Raw genomic sequence first — 16630 nt, forward strand, 5'->3', positions numbered from 1 at the left:
AATATTTCTGTCAAGCATTTACAGTAACTTTCCTAAAAAATTTTCATTTTGATGTTATAAAACGTTACATCTTATGTCACTTAGGTTTTTTCTAACTCTCTAAGCTATAACTTCTAACAATCTTTTTTTCGTGATTTGTGGTATGATTAAGGTGACAATATAGGAGGTAGCATTATGAAAGGTTTATCACTTTGGTCAGGGATTATCGCCCTACTTATCGGACTTTTTCTCTTTATTCATCCCTTCACGACTACAGCCATGATTGGTTGGATTATCGCCATTATTATTTTCTTGTCTGGCTTCACAAGTCTCTTTATGTATTCAAGTAGCGTTAATCGTTCGCTTTGGTACTTGCTACAAGGTATCTTGTCCATTGTTTTTGGAATCATCCTGCTATCAAGCTCAGTTATGTCTCTATCAAATGCAGTCATGACCATCGCTGCTTATTGGATTTTAATTAGTGGTATCTTACGTTTGATTGGTGGTTTTCAAATGAAAAAAGCTGGATTTTTTGATGCCAATCGTTTCTTAAGTTCAGCAGTTCTCGCCATTCTTCTGGGATTATTCCTCCTATTTAATCCAACTTTGTCAGCTATCTTTGTCGGTCGTTTGGCTGGTCTTCTTCTAATGGCTGTCGGCGTTTCCGGTATTAGTTTTTCATTTAAATTATAATCAACAAAACCCTCGGAAAAATCCGAGGGTTATTTTTTAACGATTATCAATGTTTTCTGGATACAAGTCATGGTTCATCAAACGATAATCTGCCATTTTTTCATACTTGGTACCAGGTTTTCCGTAGTTAAAATACGGATCAATTGACAAGCCACCACGTGGAGTGAATTTTCCCCAAACCTCAAGATAACGTGGTTGAAGTAAATCAATCAAGTCTTTACCAATGGTATTGATACAATTTTCATGGAAATCACCATGATTACGATAGCTAAATAGATAAAGTTTCAATGATTTTGATTCGACACAAAGTTTATCAGGAATATATGAGAGATAAATCGTTGCAAAATCTGGCTGACCTGTAATCGGACATAGTGAGGTAAACTCAGGACAATTGAATTTAATAAAGTAATCATTATCGATATGACGGTTATCAAATGATTCAAGAATACTTGGATCATAATCATATTTATACTTGGTATTTTGATTTCCCAGCAGGGTCAAATCTTTCATTTCATTTGTTCTTGTCATTAAAATCTCCTTTTTAATTCCATTTTATTATCAAATATCAGTGTAATTGTGACAAAGGCTGTCTGCTTTGCCACTTGAATCGGTTATAGTGCTCTCCCCAAATCAGCGCAAGCAATTAAGCTGCGCTTTATTCATTTAAATCTCCATTTTAAACGCCACGTTTATTGTCATAAAGTAATGTATGCAGTTGTGGCAAAACTCGCACACTTTTCCATTCTGAATCAGCTGCCACTGTTTCCCAAAGCTGACGCAGACGATTAAGCTGTGCTTCTACAATATTTCCAGAAGCATGTGGTTCAGGATTTCCAGCCGATAAATACAAAACATCAGGCTGATAACGTCTTTGAATCATTTTAGCAAATGTTAAATCCTCATCATTAAAGATAGGAATTTTAAAAGTGACTTGGCCTTTATCCAACTGAGACACAATAAAATCAAGTGTTTCAAAATTCACACTCATCTGACTTGATGGTGGTTTTGGACTAAGAGTGACTTGGTCGATGTCTTTTAGCCAAGTCTGCCAACGAGATCCTTGTGTTTCAATCCCCAGTGTCACACCACGCGCTTTTAACTTAGCAACCAATTCCCCCATATTAGCTCCTAAAAGACAGGGATTACCACCTGACAAAGTTACATAGTCATAAGCCCCCAACTTATCTAGCTCTGCAATAATTTCATCAGCGGTCATACGTTTTGGCTTTTCTGAACCATCCCAAGTAAAGGCTGAGTCACACCAAGCACAGTGATAATCACAACCAGCCGTTCTGACAAACATGGTCTTTTGACCAATCGCTCGTCCTTCTCCTTGAAAGGTCGGTCCAAAAATTTCTAGCACAGGAATCATTAGTGGGCGTTTAGTCATCTAAAAGCCACTCCCTTCTGAACTCAGCATATGAACTTGGTGTCTCATACAAACGGACATATTCTACTCTAATTTCACGTTCCTTTGGCAAATGCTTCGCTACCTGCTCAAAAATCCAATAAACCATATTTTCAGCCGTTGTATTCATATAAGGCAAGCTTTCATTAAGGTAACGATGGTCCAAATGCGGCTCCAAATGTTCTTTATAAATCTGCTTAATATCTCCAAAATCAACTGCCATTGCGCGATCATCAAGCATGCCAGAAACGGCAATCTGCAAACGATAAGTGTGCCCGTGAAGTGCTTTACATTTACCATCATAATTAAACAAATGATGAGCAGCATCAAAAGTAAATTCCTTTGAAACCATAACACGACGATGACAATAAACCAAAGACTCACCTGTTGGTTTTTTTAGTTCTTTTGGTACTGAAAACATTATTTCCCTCTTCTAGCTAAATATTTTTCCAGACCAGCTTGACGAAGTTTACAAGCAGGACACTCTCCACAACCGCTGCCTTTAATGCCATTATAGCAAGTCAAAGTATTTTCACGAACATAATCAAATTTTCCAAGTTGATCGGCCAACTCCCAAGTTTCAGACTTATCAAGCCACATCAATGGTGTATGAATCACAAAATTGTAATCCATAGCAAGATTTAAAGTGACATTTAGTGATTTGACAAAGGCATCGCGACAATCAGGGTATCCAGAAAAGTCTGTTTCACAAACCCCAGTGATAATGTCAGTAATTCCAATTTTTTTAGCAAGCACTGCAGCAAATGATAAGAACAAATGATTGCGCCCATCAACAAAAGTATTTGGCAAATCATCATCAGGATTTTCAATCTCAATATCACGTGTCAATGCATTTTCAGTTAATTGCCCTAGCAATGACATATCAAGCAAGTGATTTTTAACACCTTGCTCAGCAGCAATATGTTTGGCAACTTCGATTTCAAGACTGTGACGTTGACCATAATTAAAAGTCACTGTTTCGACATGTTCATAATGCTCTAAAGCCCAAAATAGGCAAGTTGTGGAATCTTGTCCGCCACTAAAGACGACAAGTGCTGATTGACGTTTCATTTCAATATCTCTTTTCTAAGATATCTGGGCAAAGAAAAAGCCCCTATGGGAATCCACAGGGGCGCTAATTTCAGTCATTAGGCTGGTTTTTTTTAGCGATGGCTTTTCCCAAACATCGTTATTATTACTTAATAATCATATCATCTTTATGAAAGATATTCAATGGCTAATTGTTTTTAGCAAATTGACTATTATATAAATCGTAATAGAAACCTTTAGCGGCTAGAAGGCTTTCATGGTTTCCTTGCTCAACAATCTGACCATTGTTAAGCACCAAGATTTTATCAGCATCTTGAATGGTTGACAAGCGGTGCGCGATCACAAAACTTGTGCGACCTTCCATCAATTTCTCCATAGCCTTTTGAATCAAGAGTTCTAGACGTGTATCAACGGATGAAGTTGCTTCATCCAAAATCAAGATCTTAGGATCAGCTAACAAAGCACGTGCAATGGTCAAGAGTTGTTTTTGACCAAGTGAGACATTACTTGATTCTTGGTTCATTTCCATGTTGTAGCCGCCTGGAAGAGTGCGGATAAAGTGATCAACATTAGCAGCTTTTGCTGCTGCCACAATTTCCTCATCTGTCGCATCCAAATTCCCAAAACGAAGGTTTTCTTTGATACTTGCTTCATAAAGCCAAGCATCTTGTAAGACCATTCCAAATTGTTTGCGATAATCTTGGCGTGACAAATTACGAATATCGTGACCATCGACCTTAATGCAACCATCCGTTACATCGTAAAATCGCATCAAAAGATTAATCAGCGTTGTCTTACCAGCACCGGTTGGTCCAACAATGGCAACCATTTCACCAGGTTTAACCTCTAAGTTAAAGTTACGAATCAATGGTTTATCAGCAACATATTGGAAAGAAACATTTTCAAAGGTTACTTGACCAGACAAGTCATGTTCTAGTTTTTCAGTTACTTGTGCTGCTTCTTCTGGCTCATCAAGAACTTCAAAAATACGGTCAAGTGATGATTTAGCACTTTGAAGCACACTAGCCAATTGAGTAATAGTTTGAACCGGTTGACTCACTTGCCATACGTATTGAACAAAAGCTTGCATATTACCAACAGTCAGTTGACCTGAAAGAACTTGTAAAGCACCCAAAACCGCAATAATCAAGTAAGCCATATCCGAAATCGCACTTAAAACTGGCATCATAATCCCAGAAATAAAGCTTGCTTTAAATCCAACTTCTTGCAAATTTTGAGTAATCTCACGGAACTCTTGGCTAGAAATGTCTTCACGACCATAAAGTTTAATGACATTAAAACCAGATAGATTTTCCTGAACAAAACCATTCATATCCCCAAGAGCGTCAGCTTGTTCCTTAAAGTAAGGTTGTGATTTGCCCAAGATAAATTTAGCACTAAAGTAAGTGATTGGAATAATGGCAATGACAACCAAGGCAAGATGCCAATTAAGATAAAGCACCATGCAAATAACCAAAGTAATGGTTGTGAAAGCTTCAATGATTCGAAGGAAACTTTGTTGAAGAGCATTTGATACTGTTTCCACATCTGACGTAAAACGTCCCAATACGTTACCAAATTGCTGACTATCAAAGTAAGAAACTGGAATCTTATTAATTTTTTCACTTAAATCATGACGCAAATCATGAATAGTCTTTTGCACCGCTTTGGTGATGAAATAGTTTGAACCGTAGCTACTTAGCTCATAACCCATACCGCGGACAAAGTAAAGCACCAAAATAATGGCAATATAAGAAATATTAATGTGTGCGCCAGCCACACCATGAGCCATATCCAAAATATTCGACGTCAATTCTGTGATAGCAAGACCAAGCACAAATGGTTCAAGTACACTCATGACACTGCTAAAGATTTTTAGAAAAACAGCTAAGAAAAGTGCACCTTTATATTGTCGGAGATAATCCCATAAACGTAGAAAAACATTTCGTTTTGACATTCTTATTCTCCTTTCATTTCTTCTGCTTTATTCAGTTGTGAGTTGGCAATTTCACGATAGATGTCATTTGATTGCATCAGTTCATCATGTGTGCCGCGCCCAACAATTTCACCTTTATCAAGCACAATGATTTGATCGGCATCCATGATAGTTCCCACACGTTGCGCCACAATCAAAACGGTTGCTTCTTGCGTCACTTCTTTCAATCGAGCACGCAACTGAGCATCTGTCTTATAATCAAGCGCTGAGAAAGAATCATCAAAGATATAGATGTCTGGTTTCTTAACCACTGCACGCGCAATTGACAAACGTTGCTTTTGACCACCTGACAAATTGCTTCCGCCTTCTGCCAAATGTGTTTGATAACGGTCATCACGACTTTCGATAAATTCTTTAGCTTGCGCGATATCAGCTGCCGCTTGCAATTCTTCACTTGTCGCATCAGACTTACCATACTTCAAGTTTTCTTCGATGGTTCCGGTAAATAGCAGAGCTTTTTGCGGAATAAAACCAATCTTTTGACGAAGAGCTTTCAGTTGATACTCCCTAACATCAACGCCATCAACCAAAATCTTACCAAGCGTCACGTCATAAAAACGTGGAATCAAGTTAACCAGTGATGACTTACCTGACCCTGTAGACCCGATAAAGGCAATAGTTTCACCAGGTTTTGCTTTGAAGGAAATGTCTTTTAAGACAGGGCTTTCCGTCTCACCTGGATAAGCAAAGGTTACCTTGTCAAATTCCAAATAACCTTTTGTCGCTGTCTCAGTCACACCGTCATCATTAGGGTCAATGGAAATTGGCATCGCCATAACTTCCGAAATACGTTCACTTGAAACCACCATACGAGGATACATGGTAAAGAAATTGGCAAACAAAAGAAATGAGAATAAAGCATGGAAACTATATTCAATAAAGGCAACCAAATTACCGATTTGTAACTCACCATGTGCAAGTGGATTAAGGGCGAACCAGACAATAGCCACAATCATTGAGATAATGATTAGAACAAAAAGTGGTTCAGTCAAACCTGTTAAAATAAACAAGCGGCTTGATAAGTTTTTATATTCATCATTTTTACTACCAAAACGTTTTTCTTGAAAATCTTCTCTCGCAAAGGCACGAATGACACGTAGACCAGTTAAATTTTCACGAACATATTGGTTGATTTTATCAAGAGTTGATTGTTGCTTTTCTGATAAAGGACGCGTACGAGTTGCCACATAGTAAACAACCAGAACCAAAAATGGAATAGCAACTGCTACAATCCAAGCAAGTGATGGACTGGTTACTAAAATCATTACCACACTAGAAATCATCATCAAAGGTGTAATGACTCCCATACGTAACGTCTGCTCAGCAAACTGCATCAAGATAAAAGCATCACTGGTCATCCGTGTTACCAAGGAAGACACACCGATTTGTTCATATTCTTGATGTGAATATTGCTGTAACTTATCATACATGTCATTACGCATATCCTTAATCATGTTTGTGGTAATTTTTCCTGCTGCATAAGCAAGAATCACACGTCCAATCATCCCCAAGATGATGACAACCAGCATAACAAGTGCCCAGAAATAAACCTTATCCTTATTTCCAACTGTAACCCCTTGGTCAATCATTCGAGCAAGAGCCGTTGGTAAGCCTAAGTTAACCACTACAAAGGTAAGCGCCCCAATAACATCGAGCACTAGCCATTTGGGGTATCTTTTCAAATAAGTCCAAATGAGTTTCATAGTCTTCCTTTCTAATGTTTATATGAAAGAAGTGACCTTGCTTATTCTGCTAAGTCACTTAGGTATTCATATCTTTCGTATTTTTCAAGTAAGTTTTCATTGGCTTCATCCAATGAACGTTGAAGCTCAGCTAGTTTGCCATAATCGCTGGCATTTTCTTGCATTTGAGCTTCGATAGATTCGATGTCTTCTTCAAGCTTGGCGATTTCATCTTCGATGACTTCCCACTCTTGTTTTTCAAAGTAAGACATACGTTTTTTCTTTGTTTTCTCTTTTTCTGTCTTTTGTTGTGCTTCTTTCTTAACTTGAACAACCGCATTTTCTTCAAATGCTTTTTCATCAAGATAATCGGTGTAGTTACCGAAAAATTCTCGCACATGACCATTTTCAAAAGCTAAAATTTTATTAGCCACTTTGTCAAGGAAATAACGGTCGTGACTAACAGTGATAACGGGACCTTGGAAAGTTTGTAAGAAACTTTCAAGAACTGTTAAAGTTGCGATATCAAGGTCATTGGTTGGTTCGTCAAGAAGCAAAACGTTTGGTTTTTCAATCAAAATCTTCAAAAGGTAAAGACGTTTTTTCTCACCACCAGATAATTTTGAAATCAATGTTCCATGAGTCGAACGTGGGAAAAGGAATTGTTCTAACAAATCCGTCACACTTGTTGTTCCGACACTTGTCTTAACTTCATCTGCTACTTCTTGCAAATAATTGATGACACGTTTGTCTTCGTCCATATCTTTTGGCAACTGTGAAAAGTAACCAATACGAACAGTCTCACCAATTTCAAGTTTTCCGCTTGTTGGTTTCAAATCACCATTAATCAAATTAAGAAGCGTTGATTTTCCGACACCATTGTCACCAACGATACCAATGCGGTCTTTATTTTGCACCAAAAGGTTAAAGTCAGTCAAAATTTGTTTATCCGGAAAAGCAAAAGACACATTTTCAAAATTGATTACTTTTTTCCCGATACGACTTGTTTCAAAATTAATTTCCAGCTCTGTTGATTGAGTCGTTCCAGACAAATCAGCTTTCAAATCATTGAAACGATTGATACGCGCTTGTTGTTTTGTCGCACGCGCTTGTGGTTGCGTACGCATCCAAGCCAACTCTTGCTTATAAAGTTGTTTCTTTTTATGAAGCGTAGCCGCATCACGCTCATCTTGCTCTGCACGCAAACGCACATAATCCTGATAATTTCCTTGGTATTCTGTCAATTGACTATTAGCCAACTCAAAGATACGGGTTGCGACATTATCTAAGAAATAACGGTCGTGGGTGATGAAGAGAACTGTCTTTTTAGAAGTCTTCAAGTAATTCGTCAACCAAGCGATGGTATCAATGTCCAAATGGTTAGTCGGTTCGTCCAACAGAAGCAAATCAGCATCATTCAACAAAACTTGCGCTAACTGAACACGACGACGAAGCCCACCAGACAAGTCACCAACCTTTTGTGACAAATCTTCCAAGCCCAACTTCGTTAAAACAGTCTTGACTTCACTCTCAATTGCCCAAGCATCAAGTGAATCCATTTCGGCCATGACTTTTTCAAGCTTATCTTGATTTGCTTCATCATAATTAGCCATCAAAGTTTCATAAGTCTTAATCAAAGTCATTTCACGCAAATCCGATGACAAAACAGTATCTAAAATCGTCTTGTCATCATCAAATTCTGGTTCTTGCGTCAAATAGGCAATTTTATATCCATTCTTAGCTGAAAATGGCGACACATCACCATCAAAACCAAGACGTCCCGAAATAACATCTAAAAGGGTTGTCTTACCAGTTCCGTTAACCCCGATAATCCCAATGCGGTCAAAATCATGAATAATAAAGGAAATATCACGAAATACTGTCTTGTCACCAACGGATTTCGTTAAGTGTTCTACGATAAAATCGCTCATTTACTTTCCTTTCTAATAAATTCAAAAATAGCTTCTTTATCATTGGCAAGCTTACCAAGTACAATATGTTGTTCGATTGCTTTTAGAATTTGACCAAGCTCAGGTCCTGGTTTGAATTGCATTTCTTTAATCAGCATACCACCGTTGACCACAATCTCATGTTTGTCATGAATGGTTAATTCCTTATCCAAGCGCTCAATCGTCGCAAAATCAACTGGTAGACCAAAACCTAAACGAAGGTCTTCTGCTTGTTCGATAAGATTACGACCATAGCAATACATTTCCATCTTATCAAGCTCATTTGTCAAACGGAAACGATAGATTGACACAATCTTTTCAACATCTTTTTGGAATTGACTTGATGTTTTCCAAGCTCGCAAAAAGGCACGAACATCTTTGACATCCAATGCTAATAGCAAAGCTGCCCAAGCTTGTTCTGATGTTTTAAAGTGATAATCGTCTGCCAAATCATCCAAGAATTGTTGCAAATGATCATGAGCATTCTCAAGATGAGGAAGGTATTTTTGAGCTTCACTTGCAATCATGGCTTTAATCCCTTTACGCCAGAAAGGTGCCATCAATAATTTGTCAAATTCAATAAAAGAGCGCTCTACTGAAATTTTTTCAAGTAAGGGCGCATGTGCTGCCATGGCAGCAAAAGTCTCAGGTTCAATATCAAAATCAAGACTAGCTGAAAAACGGAAACCACGCATGATGCGAAGGGCATCCTCATTAAAACGCTCAGCTGGATTTCCAACCGCACGTAACAATTTGGCTTTCAGGTCAGCTAAGCCATTAAATTTATCAATAATCAAACCTGTTTCATCAAGTGCAAAAGCATTTACCGTAAAGTCACGACGTTTTAAATCCTCTTCAAGTGAGCGAACAAAAGATACGCTACTTGGTCTACGATAATCTACATAAACATCTTCCGTACGGAAAGTAGTGATTTCATACTCGCCACCTTCTTCAAGAACAAGCACAGTCCCATGCTCAATCCCAATATCAACGGTACGGTGAAAAATACTTTTTGTTTCTTCTGGGTAAGAACTTGTTGCAATATCTACATCGTGAATTGGGCGATTTAGCAAGACATCTCGAACGCTACCGCCAACGAAGTATGCCTCATAGCCAGCTTCACGAATTTTTTTTAAAATTGGTAAAGCCTCCTGAAATTCAGAAGGCAGATTGTTTAATTTCATAGTAATTTTTCCAAACCATAAACAAGTTTATCTTGTTTCACAACTGCTTTAATTCCAATATTAACGCCACTCATAAATGAAATACGATCATATGAATCATGACGAAGTGTTAACCCTTCACCTTGTGCCCCAAAAATAACTTCTTGGTGAGCAACCAGGCCAGGCAAACGAACACTGTGGATGCGCATACCATCGAAATCGGCACCACGTGCACCTTTTAGAGTTTCAACTTCATCAGGTGCCCCTTGTTTTTTAGCTTGACGCACTTCACGAATCAATTCAGCTGTCTTAACAGCTGTTCCTGAAGGAGCATCTTTCTTCTTATCATGATGTAGTTCAATAATTTCAAGGTCCGGAAAATATTTGGCTGCTTTAGCAGCAAATTCCATGAGTAAAATTGCACCGATAGCGAAGTTAGGGGCAATGAGTCCACCGATTTTCTTGTCTTCAGAAAGAGCAATCAATTCGGCAATTTCATCTTCAGAAAATCCTGTTGTCCCAACAACTGGAGCAAAGCCATTTTCTAAAGCAAAACGAGTGTTTTCATAAGCAACAGCTGGCATCGTAAAATCAACCCACACATCAGCATCAAAACCAACTAGTTGTGATTTATCAGTGAATACTGGGACGCCATCAACTTCTTTTTCTGTTGCAAATGGATCAAGCAAAGCTGCTAAGGTTAAATCGTCATCTCCCTTAACCATATTAACTGCTGCTGAACCCATTCTCCCTTTAAAACCTGCTACGATAACTTTAATACTCATGTTTTTCTTTTCCTCTCTAGCACTTAGACAATTGGTGTGAAACCAAATGCAACGGCACCTTCCCCTAAATGAGTAGCAATTACGCCATCAAATGATACGATTTCAAGATTCTTCGTTTGACCTCTTTCAGCCAAAGCTTGATAGAAATGTTGAGCTTTTTCTTCTGCGCGAGAATGAATGATGAAAACTTCGTATTCTCCATTTTCAGTCACGTCAGACAAAACATCAACAAGACGTTTGATAGCTTTTTTCTCAGTTCGCACTTTTTCATAAACTTCAATAACACCTTCGTCATTAAAGTAAAGAATTGGTTTGATGCTAAGCAAGTTACCAATCAAAGCTGAACCATTTGACAAACGTCCACCTTTTACCAAGTGATTTAAATCATCAACCATGATAAAGGCACTTGTTCCATCGATTTGCTTTTGCAATTTAGCCAAAATATCATCAAATGAAAGACCATTTTCAGCCCAATTAAGTGTGTTTTTAACCATGCTACCTAATGGTGCTGAAGTGATTTTACTATCTGGAAATGCAATCGTTAATTCAGGATAATCTTCAATTAAGAATTGGATATTCTGCCAAAATCCTGAAATGCCTGATGACAAAAACAATCCTACAACGTGTGTATAGCCTTCAGTTGAAAGCTGTGTCAAAATTTCATCTAATTTTGCTAGACTTGGTTGGCTTGTCTTAGGTAAGGTTGGTGACATAGCCATTTTTCTGTAAAAATCATCAAGGCTCAAGTCTTTACCTTCAACGTAAGAAATACCACCAATCATGATTGGGATATCTAAGACAAAAAGATTTTCTCTTGCCTTAAGGTCATCTGACAAAACTGCGGTTGTATCTGTTATAACTGCTAATTTCATTAACTTCTAAACTCCAATTTAACCCCTGGACGATCGAGGGCAATTTCGGTTACTTCGTATGTTAGGCGTTGCACAATATCAAGTAAAGGCGCTGCCAAATATTCAACTTCGTCCTTAGTGAATTCACTTGGTTCATTGACAATACGATTTTGAATGTGAACCATTTGTGAAACAACACCGCTAATGACAAACTCTTGTTTTACGACCATAAATTGTAAAACAGAAACGATTGTTGTTTGATTATTGTCTGTGTCTTTTTTCACTAATTGAAATGTGACTTCAAAATTAGTCTTCGGTGTACCATTTTCTTTTTCCCATTCAAGATTTCTTGCATCATAATGGTATTGGTTGACAAATTCTTTTTCACGTACTAATTCCATACTTATCTCCTCTTTGTATATCACTTTTCATTATAGCATATTTCAACTCTATTTTGCACGCTTTTCTTTGAACTTTAAAGCAATACTGACAATTCTTTTTTTAACTCAAAAAAGTATGCTTACCAACTATCATAGATAGTTAAATCGTATTCTGAAATGAGTTGATTTAATTTGCTACCATAAGACGTATCAGTGGCATAAGTTCCCGTTAGTGCTGCTGTCGCATCTTGATAAGAAGCGGTTCTTGATTTATGCACACCAACATACAAATCTTTTTGAAGAAACTGAGCATAATCCTGCAGAGATTCCTCCAGACTACCATAAGAACGAAATTGAGCATCAATGGTGTAAGAATTCCCATTGCCATCATCCTCCCAAGTCTGCATAGTCACCGATTGCCCCTTATAATCCCCTTTGATGCCAAAAAAATTATAATTGGGTGCTTGACTCAGTTTTGACTGACCACTGTTCGATTCTAAAATGGCTTGCGCAATCATGACCGAAGCGTAAAGGTCATTTTGCGCAGCGATTTGACGAGCTGATTCACCAATAGTTTGAATGAAAGATATGGTCGTCGTGTCTTGAGATGATTGACTAGTGTCTGCGGAGGTTGGATTTGCTGCTTCCTGCGAGTGATAAGCAAAGAAAATCAAGGTCAAAGAAGCCAAAAAGGCTAGAAAAGTCATGCCATATAAGACAGAACGAGGGACATTTTTTCGACGTCGTCTTCCACTAACCCTTCTTCTTTTCTTCCTTTTTCTTACCTTTGCCAAATACAATACATTCCTTTCAAAAAGTCACCTCTCAGTATAACAAATTTTCACCAAAAAAGAGACTCTTAGCCATCAAAGATTCCAATTCATAAAAAGAACCTGAGACAAATATGCCCCAGGCTAATGTTATTAATCTAAAACCTTAATAATATTTTTGACGATATTGTCAACAGTGATACCATTTTCAGCTAAAAGTTCTTGAGCATTGTAGCGATCGTGGAAAGCTTTTTCAACACCATAATTTTGAACTTTAAGGTCAGCATCACCAAGATAGCTTGCAACCATTTGACCGTAACCACCTTCAAGGACACCATCTTCCAAAGTTACAACAACTTGGTGGTCAGATTCCAAACTATCAAGTAATTCTTCGTCCAATCCTGTGATGAATTTTGGATTAACTAGGGTTGCTGTGATTCCGTGTTTGTCGGCCAATTCTTTAGCCACTTCTTCAGCTAAACCATAGAAATTGCCAAGACCAAAGATAGCAACCTTGCTACCTTTTTGAGTGACTTGGTTCTTGTTAAGAATTGAATAATCTGTCGTATCAGCTACTCCAGTCTCACGAAGTGGACCAACTGGAATACGAATAGCAACTGGGTGTTCATTTTGTTCAACAGCCCAATCAAGCATCGCAAGATGCTCTTCTTTACTTGTTGGCGCCAAGTAAACCACATTTGGAATGTGAGCCAAGAATGGAATATCGAAGAAACCAAGGTGACTTTCATCATTCATGGCACTAACTGACGCTGAGTAAACCAAGGTTGTCACCGGAAGATTATTAAGTGCGATGTCATGTGACCATTGGTCATAAGTACGTTGCATAAATGGTGCTGCGACGTACCAGATTGACTTTGCACCATTTTTAGCAAGACCAGCTGCCATAGTCGCCGCTTCTTCTTCAGCAATCCCTACGTCAACAAATTGTTTACCAGCCTTTTGACGTTGCTCTTGATTCAACATAAACATCGGAGTTCCCGCATTTACAGCAACCACCGTTGGGTCTTTTTCAATTTTGTCTAAAACAAATTCTGTCGTAATGCTGTTGTAAGTTTCACCTGAAGTTGTGTGACGAAGATACTCTCCAGTTTCTGGATTGTAAGGTCCACCTGCATGGAATGCTTCACGATTTTCTTCCATGAATGTCACACCATGACCTTTTTGCGTATGAATATGTAACAAAACTGGGTGATTCGCATCTTTTACTTCTTCAAAAAGAGCAATTAATTGAGTCAAATCATTTCCAGCATCAAGGTAATAGTAGTCAAAACCAAGCGCCTCAAAGAAATTATTAGCAGCTTTGCCATTGTTTTCACGCAAGTCACGAAGGGCTGTGTAAATACCACCAGTTGGATTTGCTGCGATTGATTGGTCATTATCATTAACAATAACAATCGTATTGGTTCCTTCTGTTGCGATTTGGTTCAAGCCTTCATAAGCCATTCCACCTGACAGTGAACCATCACCGATAACAGCAACAACATTGTAAACTTCATCTTTTAAATCACGCGCTTTTGCCACACCTGAAGCCAGTGACAAAGAGGTTGAAGTATGCCCAATGGTAAACAAATCATGTTCACTTTCTTTGGGATTTGTGTAACCAGATACATCATCGTAATGTGCTGGGTCAAGAAAAGCTTTGGCACGACCAGTTAACATTTTATGAACGTATGATTGGTGTGAAACGTCAAAAATGAATTTATCTACTGGTGAATTAAAGACATAGTGCATAGCAACTGTCATTTCAACCATGCCAAAGTTTGGTCCATTGTGCCCGCCATGCTGACTTGTTTTTTCAAGCAAAGCTTGACGAGCTTCATCAACCACACGTTGCAAATCTTCACGAGATAATTGTTTTAAATCTTGTGGTGATGAAATTGTTTCAAGTACCATATATTTCTCCTTTTTATTTGACAATCATTTTTAAAAGCTTCTCAGCTTTTTTCAAGTATCCCTATCATACACCTTGGAGTTAACTCCAAGTCAAGCAAAAAAATGATTTTTTAGGAGAAAAAAAGAGAGATAATCTCTATCTCTCTTGATTAAGGTATTATTTGGTGACTTTGTTCAACTTTCTGATGGATATATTCAACCAATTCAACAGTTAAATCATATCGCATAAATGGTGTAATGAGGTAAATGCCGTTAAAGAATTTTAAAGCATAATCAATTAATTGTTTACTTTCTTCTAAAGCCAATTGTTGGCATTTTTCCTTGTCATCTTTGACAGCTTCTAGTTTTGCTAGAAAGTTATCTGATAGCTGAATGCCGGGTACTTCATTGTGAAGGAAAATAGCATTGTTATAGCTAGTAATTGGCATAATACCAACAAAAAATGGCGTTTCATAATCTCGTGTTAGCTCTGCTAAATTTTCAATAATCTCACTATTAAAAATAGGCTGTGTAATAAAACAATCTGCTCCAGCAGCAATCTTTCTTTCAATCAATCGACCGCAACGTGATAAATTTTTAACATTTGGATTGAAAGCCGCTGCTGCTGTAAAAGTTGTTTCTTTTTTAATGCTTGCGCCACTGTAACCTATTCCCTTGTTAAGTTGCTTAATCAGCTCCAATAACTTGAAGCTCGTGGCATCATAGACGCTGGTTGCTCCCGGAAAATCTCCTATTTTAGATGGGTCCCCTGTAATCGCTAGTACCTGATGAAAGCCCAACACGTCCATCCCCAAAAGACGTGATTGAAGCCCAATCATATTGTGGTCGCGACAAGATAAGTGTAGTAAAAACGGTGTTGAAATCTCATTTTTCAAAAGCGAGGCAATACTAACATTACAGATACGTGTCTTAGCTAGCGAATTATCTGCCAGCGTAATTGCAGATACTCCAGCCTCGTCCAAAGCTTTTACCCCTTTAGTAAACTTTCTAATATCAAGTGTTTTTGGTGGATCCAGCTCTGCTATAATAGTTACTTTTCTTTTGACTTTGTCGACGATAGTTTCTGATTGCTTAACCGCCTTAATCAGTTCTGCTTCTTCAACCATCGGTGTAACAAATTTGCGTGAGACTGGTTTCAAGCCTTTTATTGCACGCTTAACTGCTCTGATATGGTCAGGCGTTGTGCCACAACACCCACCAATCAGACGTGCTCCTTCAGCCACAAGAAGCTCTGCACTTTTCCCAAAGTAATCTGCGTTCTGGCTAAATCCATACTGCCCGCTGCCATTATCATCAACAAAGGATAACAAACTAGCATTAGGATAAACAGATAAGTAAGACTGGGCAAATAATGGAACTTGTTTTAACGATTGAATCATGTGATAAGGTCCCAAATGACAATTGAGTCCTACTACATCTGCCCCGAGCATCACTAGTTTTCCAAAAATTTCAACCAATGGGCGACCATTTTCGGTTATTCCCGCTTCATGAATGGAAATATTGGTAATAATCGGCAAGTCTGTTAAAGGTCTGACTGCCTTTAAAATTTCGATGATTTCTTCTTCATCGTAGTAAGTTTCAAATAAAAGACCATCAATTTCCTTTGTTTCAAGCAAATAACCAACTTGTTCTAAAGTTTCCTTGATAATCTCATCAAGCGATAATTCGCATTGTTTGAGACCACGAAGAGCACCGACTGTTCCCAAAACAAAGGTATCCTTGCCTGCTGCTTGTCTTGCAATTTTGACGCCTGCTTGATTGATTTCTTTAATCTTGTCACCATAGCCGTAACCTTCTAGTCGATGTCTTTTGGCCGCATAGGTGTTTGTCTGAATGACATCAGCACCAGCGTCAATATAAGCTTTATGAATCGCTAAAACTTTTTCTGGATGCGTCAAATTATAAGCTTCGTAACAATTATCAAGACCATTAGCATAAAGAAGAGTTCCCATAGCACCGTCAGCGACTAAAATATCTGTTTTTAAACGTTCTAATAATCGTGACATAGCT

The 16630-nt window shown here is 38.1% G+C and carries 15 protein-coding genes; 1 reads left to right on the forward strand and 14 read right to left on the reverse strand.

Annotated elements, in window-relative coordinates:
• The first annotated feature begins 174 nt into the window (after positions 1–174).
• Entirely contained in the window at positions 175–672 is a 498-nt protein-coding gene (locus tag SFC32_RS03090) for a DUF308 domain-containing protein (protein WP_411050006.1), read from the forward strand.
• 36 nt (positions 673–708) lie between these two features.
• Here the strand turns inward: SFC32_RS03090 and queF are convergent, their stop codons facing one another.
• The 14 genes from queF to SFC32_RS03160 form a co-directional block, all read right to left on the reverse strand.
• Positions 709–1200 carry a preQ(1) synthase gene (queF, locus tag SFC32_RS03095; RefSeq protein ID WP_074602172.1) on the reverse strand — a complete coding sequence of 164 codons (492 nt, stop codon included), beginning with the start codon at positions 1198–1200 and terminating at the stop codon, positions 709–711.
• 148 nt (positions 1201–1348) lie between these two features.
• A complete protein-coding gene (gene queE, locus SFC32_RS03100; RefSeq protein WP_411050005.1) occupies positions 1349–2062 on the reverse strand; it encodes a 7-carboxy-7-deazaguanine synthase QueE in 714 nt (237 codons plus the stop codon).
• Positions 2055–2501, reverse strand: coding sequence for a 6-carboxytetrahydropterin synthase QueD (gene queD, locus SFC32_RS03105; RefSeq protein ID WP_074626682.1), 447 nt, complete (start codon positions 2499–2501; stop codon positions 2055–2057). The genes queE and queD overlap by 8 nt, the downstream gene beginning before the upstream one ends.
• Positions 2501–3151, reverse strand: coding sequence for a 7-cyano-7-deazaguanine synthase QueC (gene queC, locus SFC32_RS03110; protein ID WP_411050004.1), 651 nt, complete (start codon positions 3149–3151; stop codon positions 2501–2503). The genes queD and queC overlap by 1 nt, the downstream gene beginning before the upstream one ends.
• Before the next feature lie 166 nt (positions 3152–3317).
• Positions 3318–5087, reverse strand: a complete 1770-nt coding sequence (locus SFC32_RS03115; RefSeq protein WP_411050003.1) for an ABC transporter ATP-binding protein — start codon at positions 5085–5087, stop codon at positions 3318–3320.
• Positions 5088–5089: 2 nt separating this feature from the next.
• Positions 5090–6829 carry an ABC transporter ATP-binding protein gene (locus tag SFC32_RS03120; RefSeq protein ID WP_411050002.1) on the reverse strand — a complete coding sequence of 580 codons (1740 nt, stop codon included), beginning with the start codon at positions 6827–6829 and terminating at the stop codon, positions 5090–5092.
• Positions 6830–6870: 41 nt separating this feature from the next.
• A complete protein-coding gene (locus SFC32_RS03125) occupies positions 6871–8739 on the reverse strand; it encodes an ABC-F family ATP-binding cassette domain-containing protein (protein ID WP_411050001.1) in 1869 nt (622 codons plus the stop codon).
• Positions 8736–9941: a CCA tRNA nucleotidyltransferase gene (locus tag SFC32_RS03130; RefSeq protein ID WP_039696743.1), complete on the reverse strand. Its 1206-nt coding sequence runs from the start codon at positions 9939–9941 to the stop codon at positions 8736–8738. The genes SFC32_RS03125 and SFC32_RS03130 overlap by 4 nt, the downstream gene beginning before the upstream one ends.
• Positions 9938–10705 (reverse strand): 4-hydroxy-tetrahydrodipicolinate reductase, encoded by a 768-nt coding sequence (gene dapB, locus SFC32_RS03135; protein WP_074626670.1) that lies wholly within the window; start codon positions 10703–10705, stop codon positions 9938–9940. Before dapB ends, SFC32_RS03130 begins: the two co-directional genes overlap by 4 nt.
• 23 nt (positions 10706–10728) lie before the next feature.
• Positions 10729–11577 (reverse strand): DegV family protein, encoded by an 849-nt coding sequence (locus SFC32_RS03140; RefSeq protein WP_411050000.1) that lies wholly within the window; start codon positions 11575–11577, stop codon positions 10729–10731.
• Positions 11577–11957: a DUF1149 family protein gene (locus SFC32_RS03145; protein ID WP_006531236.1), complete on the reverse strand. Its 381-nt coding sequence runs from the start codon at positions 11955–11957 to the stop codon at positions 11577–11579. The genes SFC32_RS03140 and SFC32_RS03145 overlap by 1 nt, the downstream gene beginning before the upstream one ends.
• Positions 11958–12076: 119 nt before the next feature.
• On the reverse strand, positions 12077–12730 hold the full coding sequence (locus tag SFC32_RS03150; RefSeq protein WP_411049999.1) for a glucosaminidase domain-containing protein: 654 nt from the start codon (positions 12728–12730) through the stop codon (positions 12077–12079).
• A gap of 129 nt (positions 12731–12859) precedes the next feature.
• On the reverse strand, positions 12860–14620 hold the full coding sequence (locus SFC32_RS03155) for a 1-deoxy-D-xylulose-5-phosphate synthase (protein WP_411049998.1): 1761 nt from the start codon (positions 14618–14620) through the stop codon (positions 12860–12862).
• A gap of 149 nt (positions 14621–14769) precedes the next feature.
• Positions 14770–16626, reverse strand: coding sequence for a bifunctional homocysteine S-methyltransferase/methylenetetrahydrofolate reductase (locus tag SFC32_RS03160; RefSeq protein ID WP_411049997.1), 1857 nt, complete (start codon positions 16624–16626; stop codon positions 14770–14772).
• Positions 16627–16630: the final 4 nt, after the last annotated feature.

Source organism: Streptococcus sp. TATVAM-FAB8 (genome assembly GCF_046592795.1).
Lineage (GTDB): Bacteria > Bacillota > Bacilli > Lactobacillales > Streptococcaceae > Streptococcus > Streptococcus ruminicola.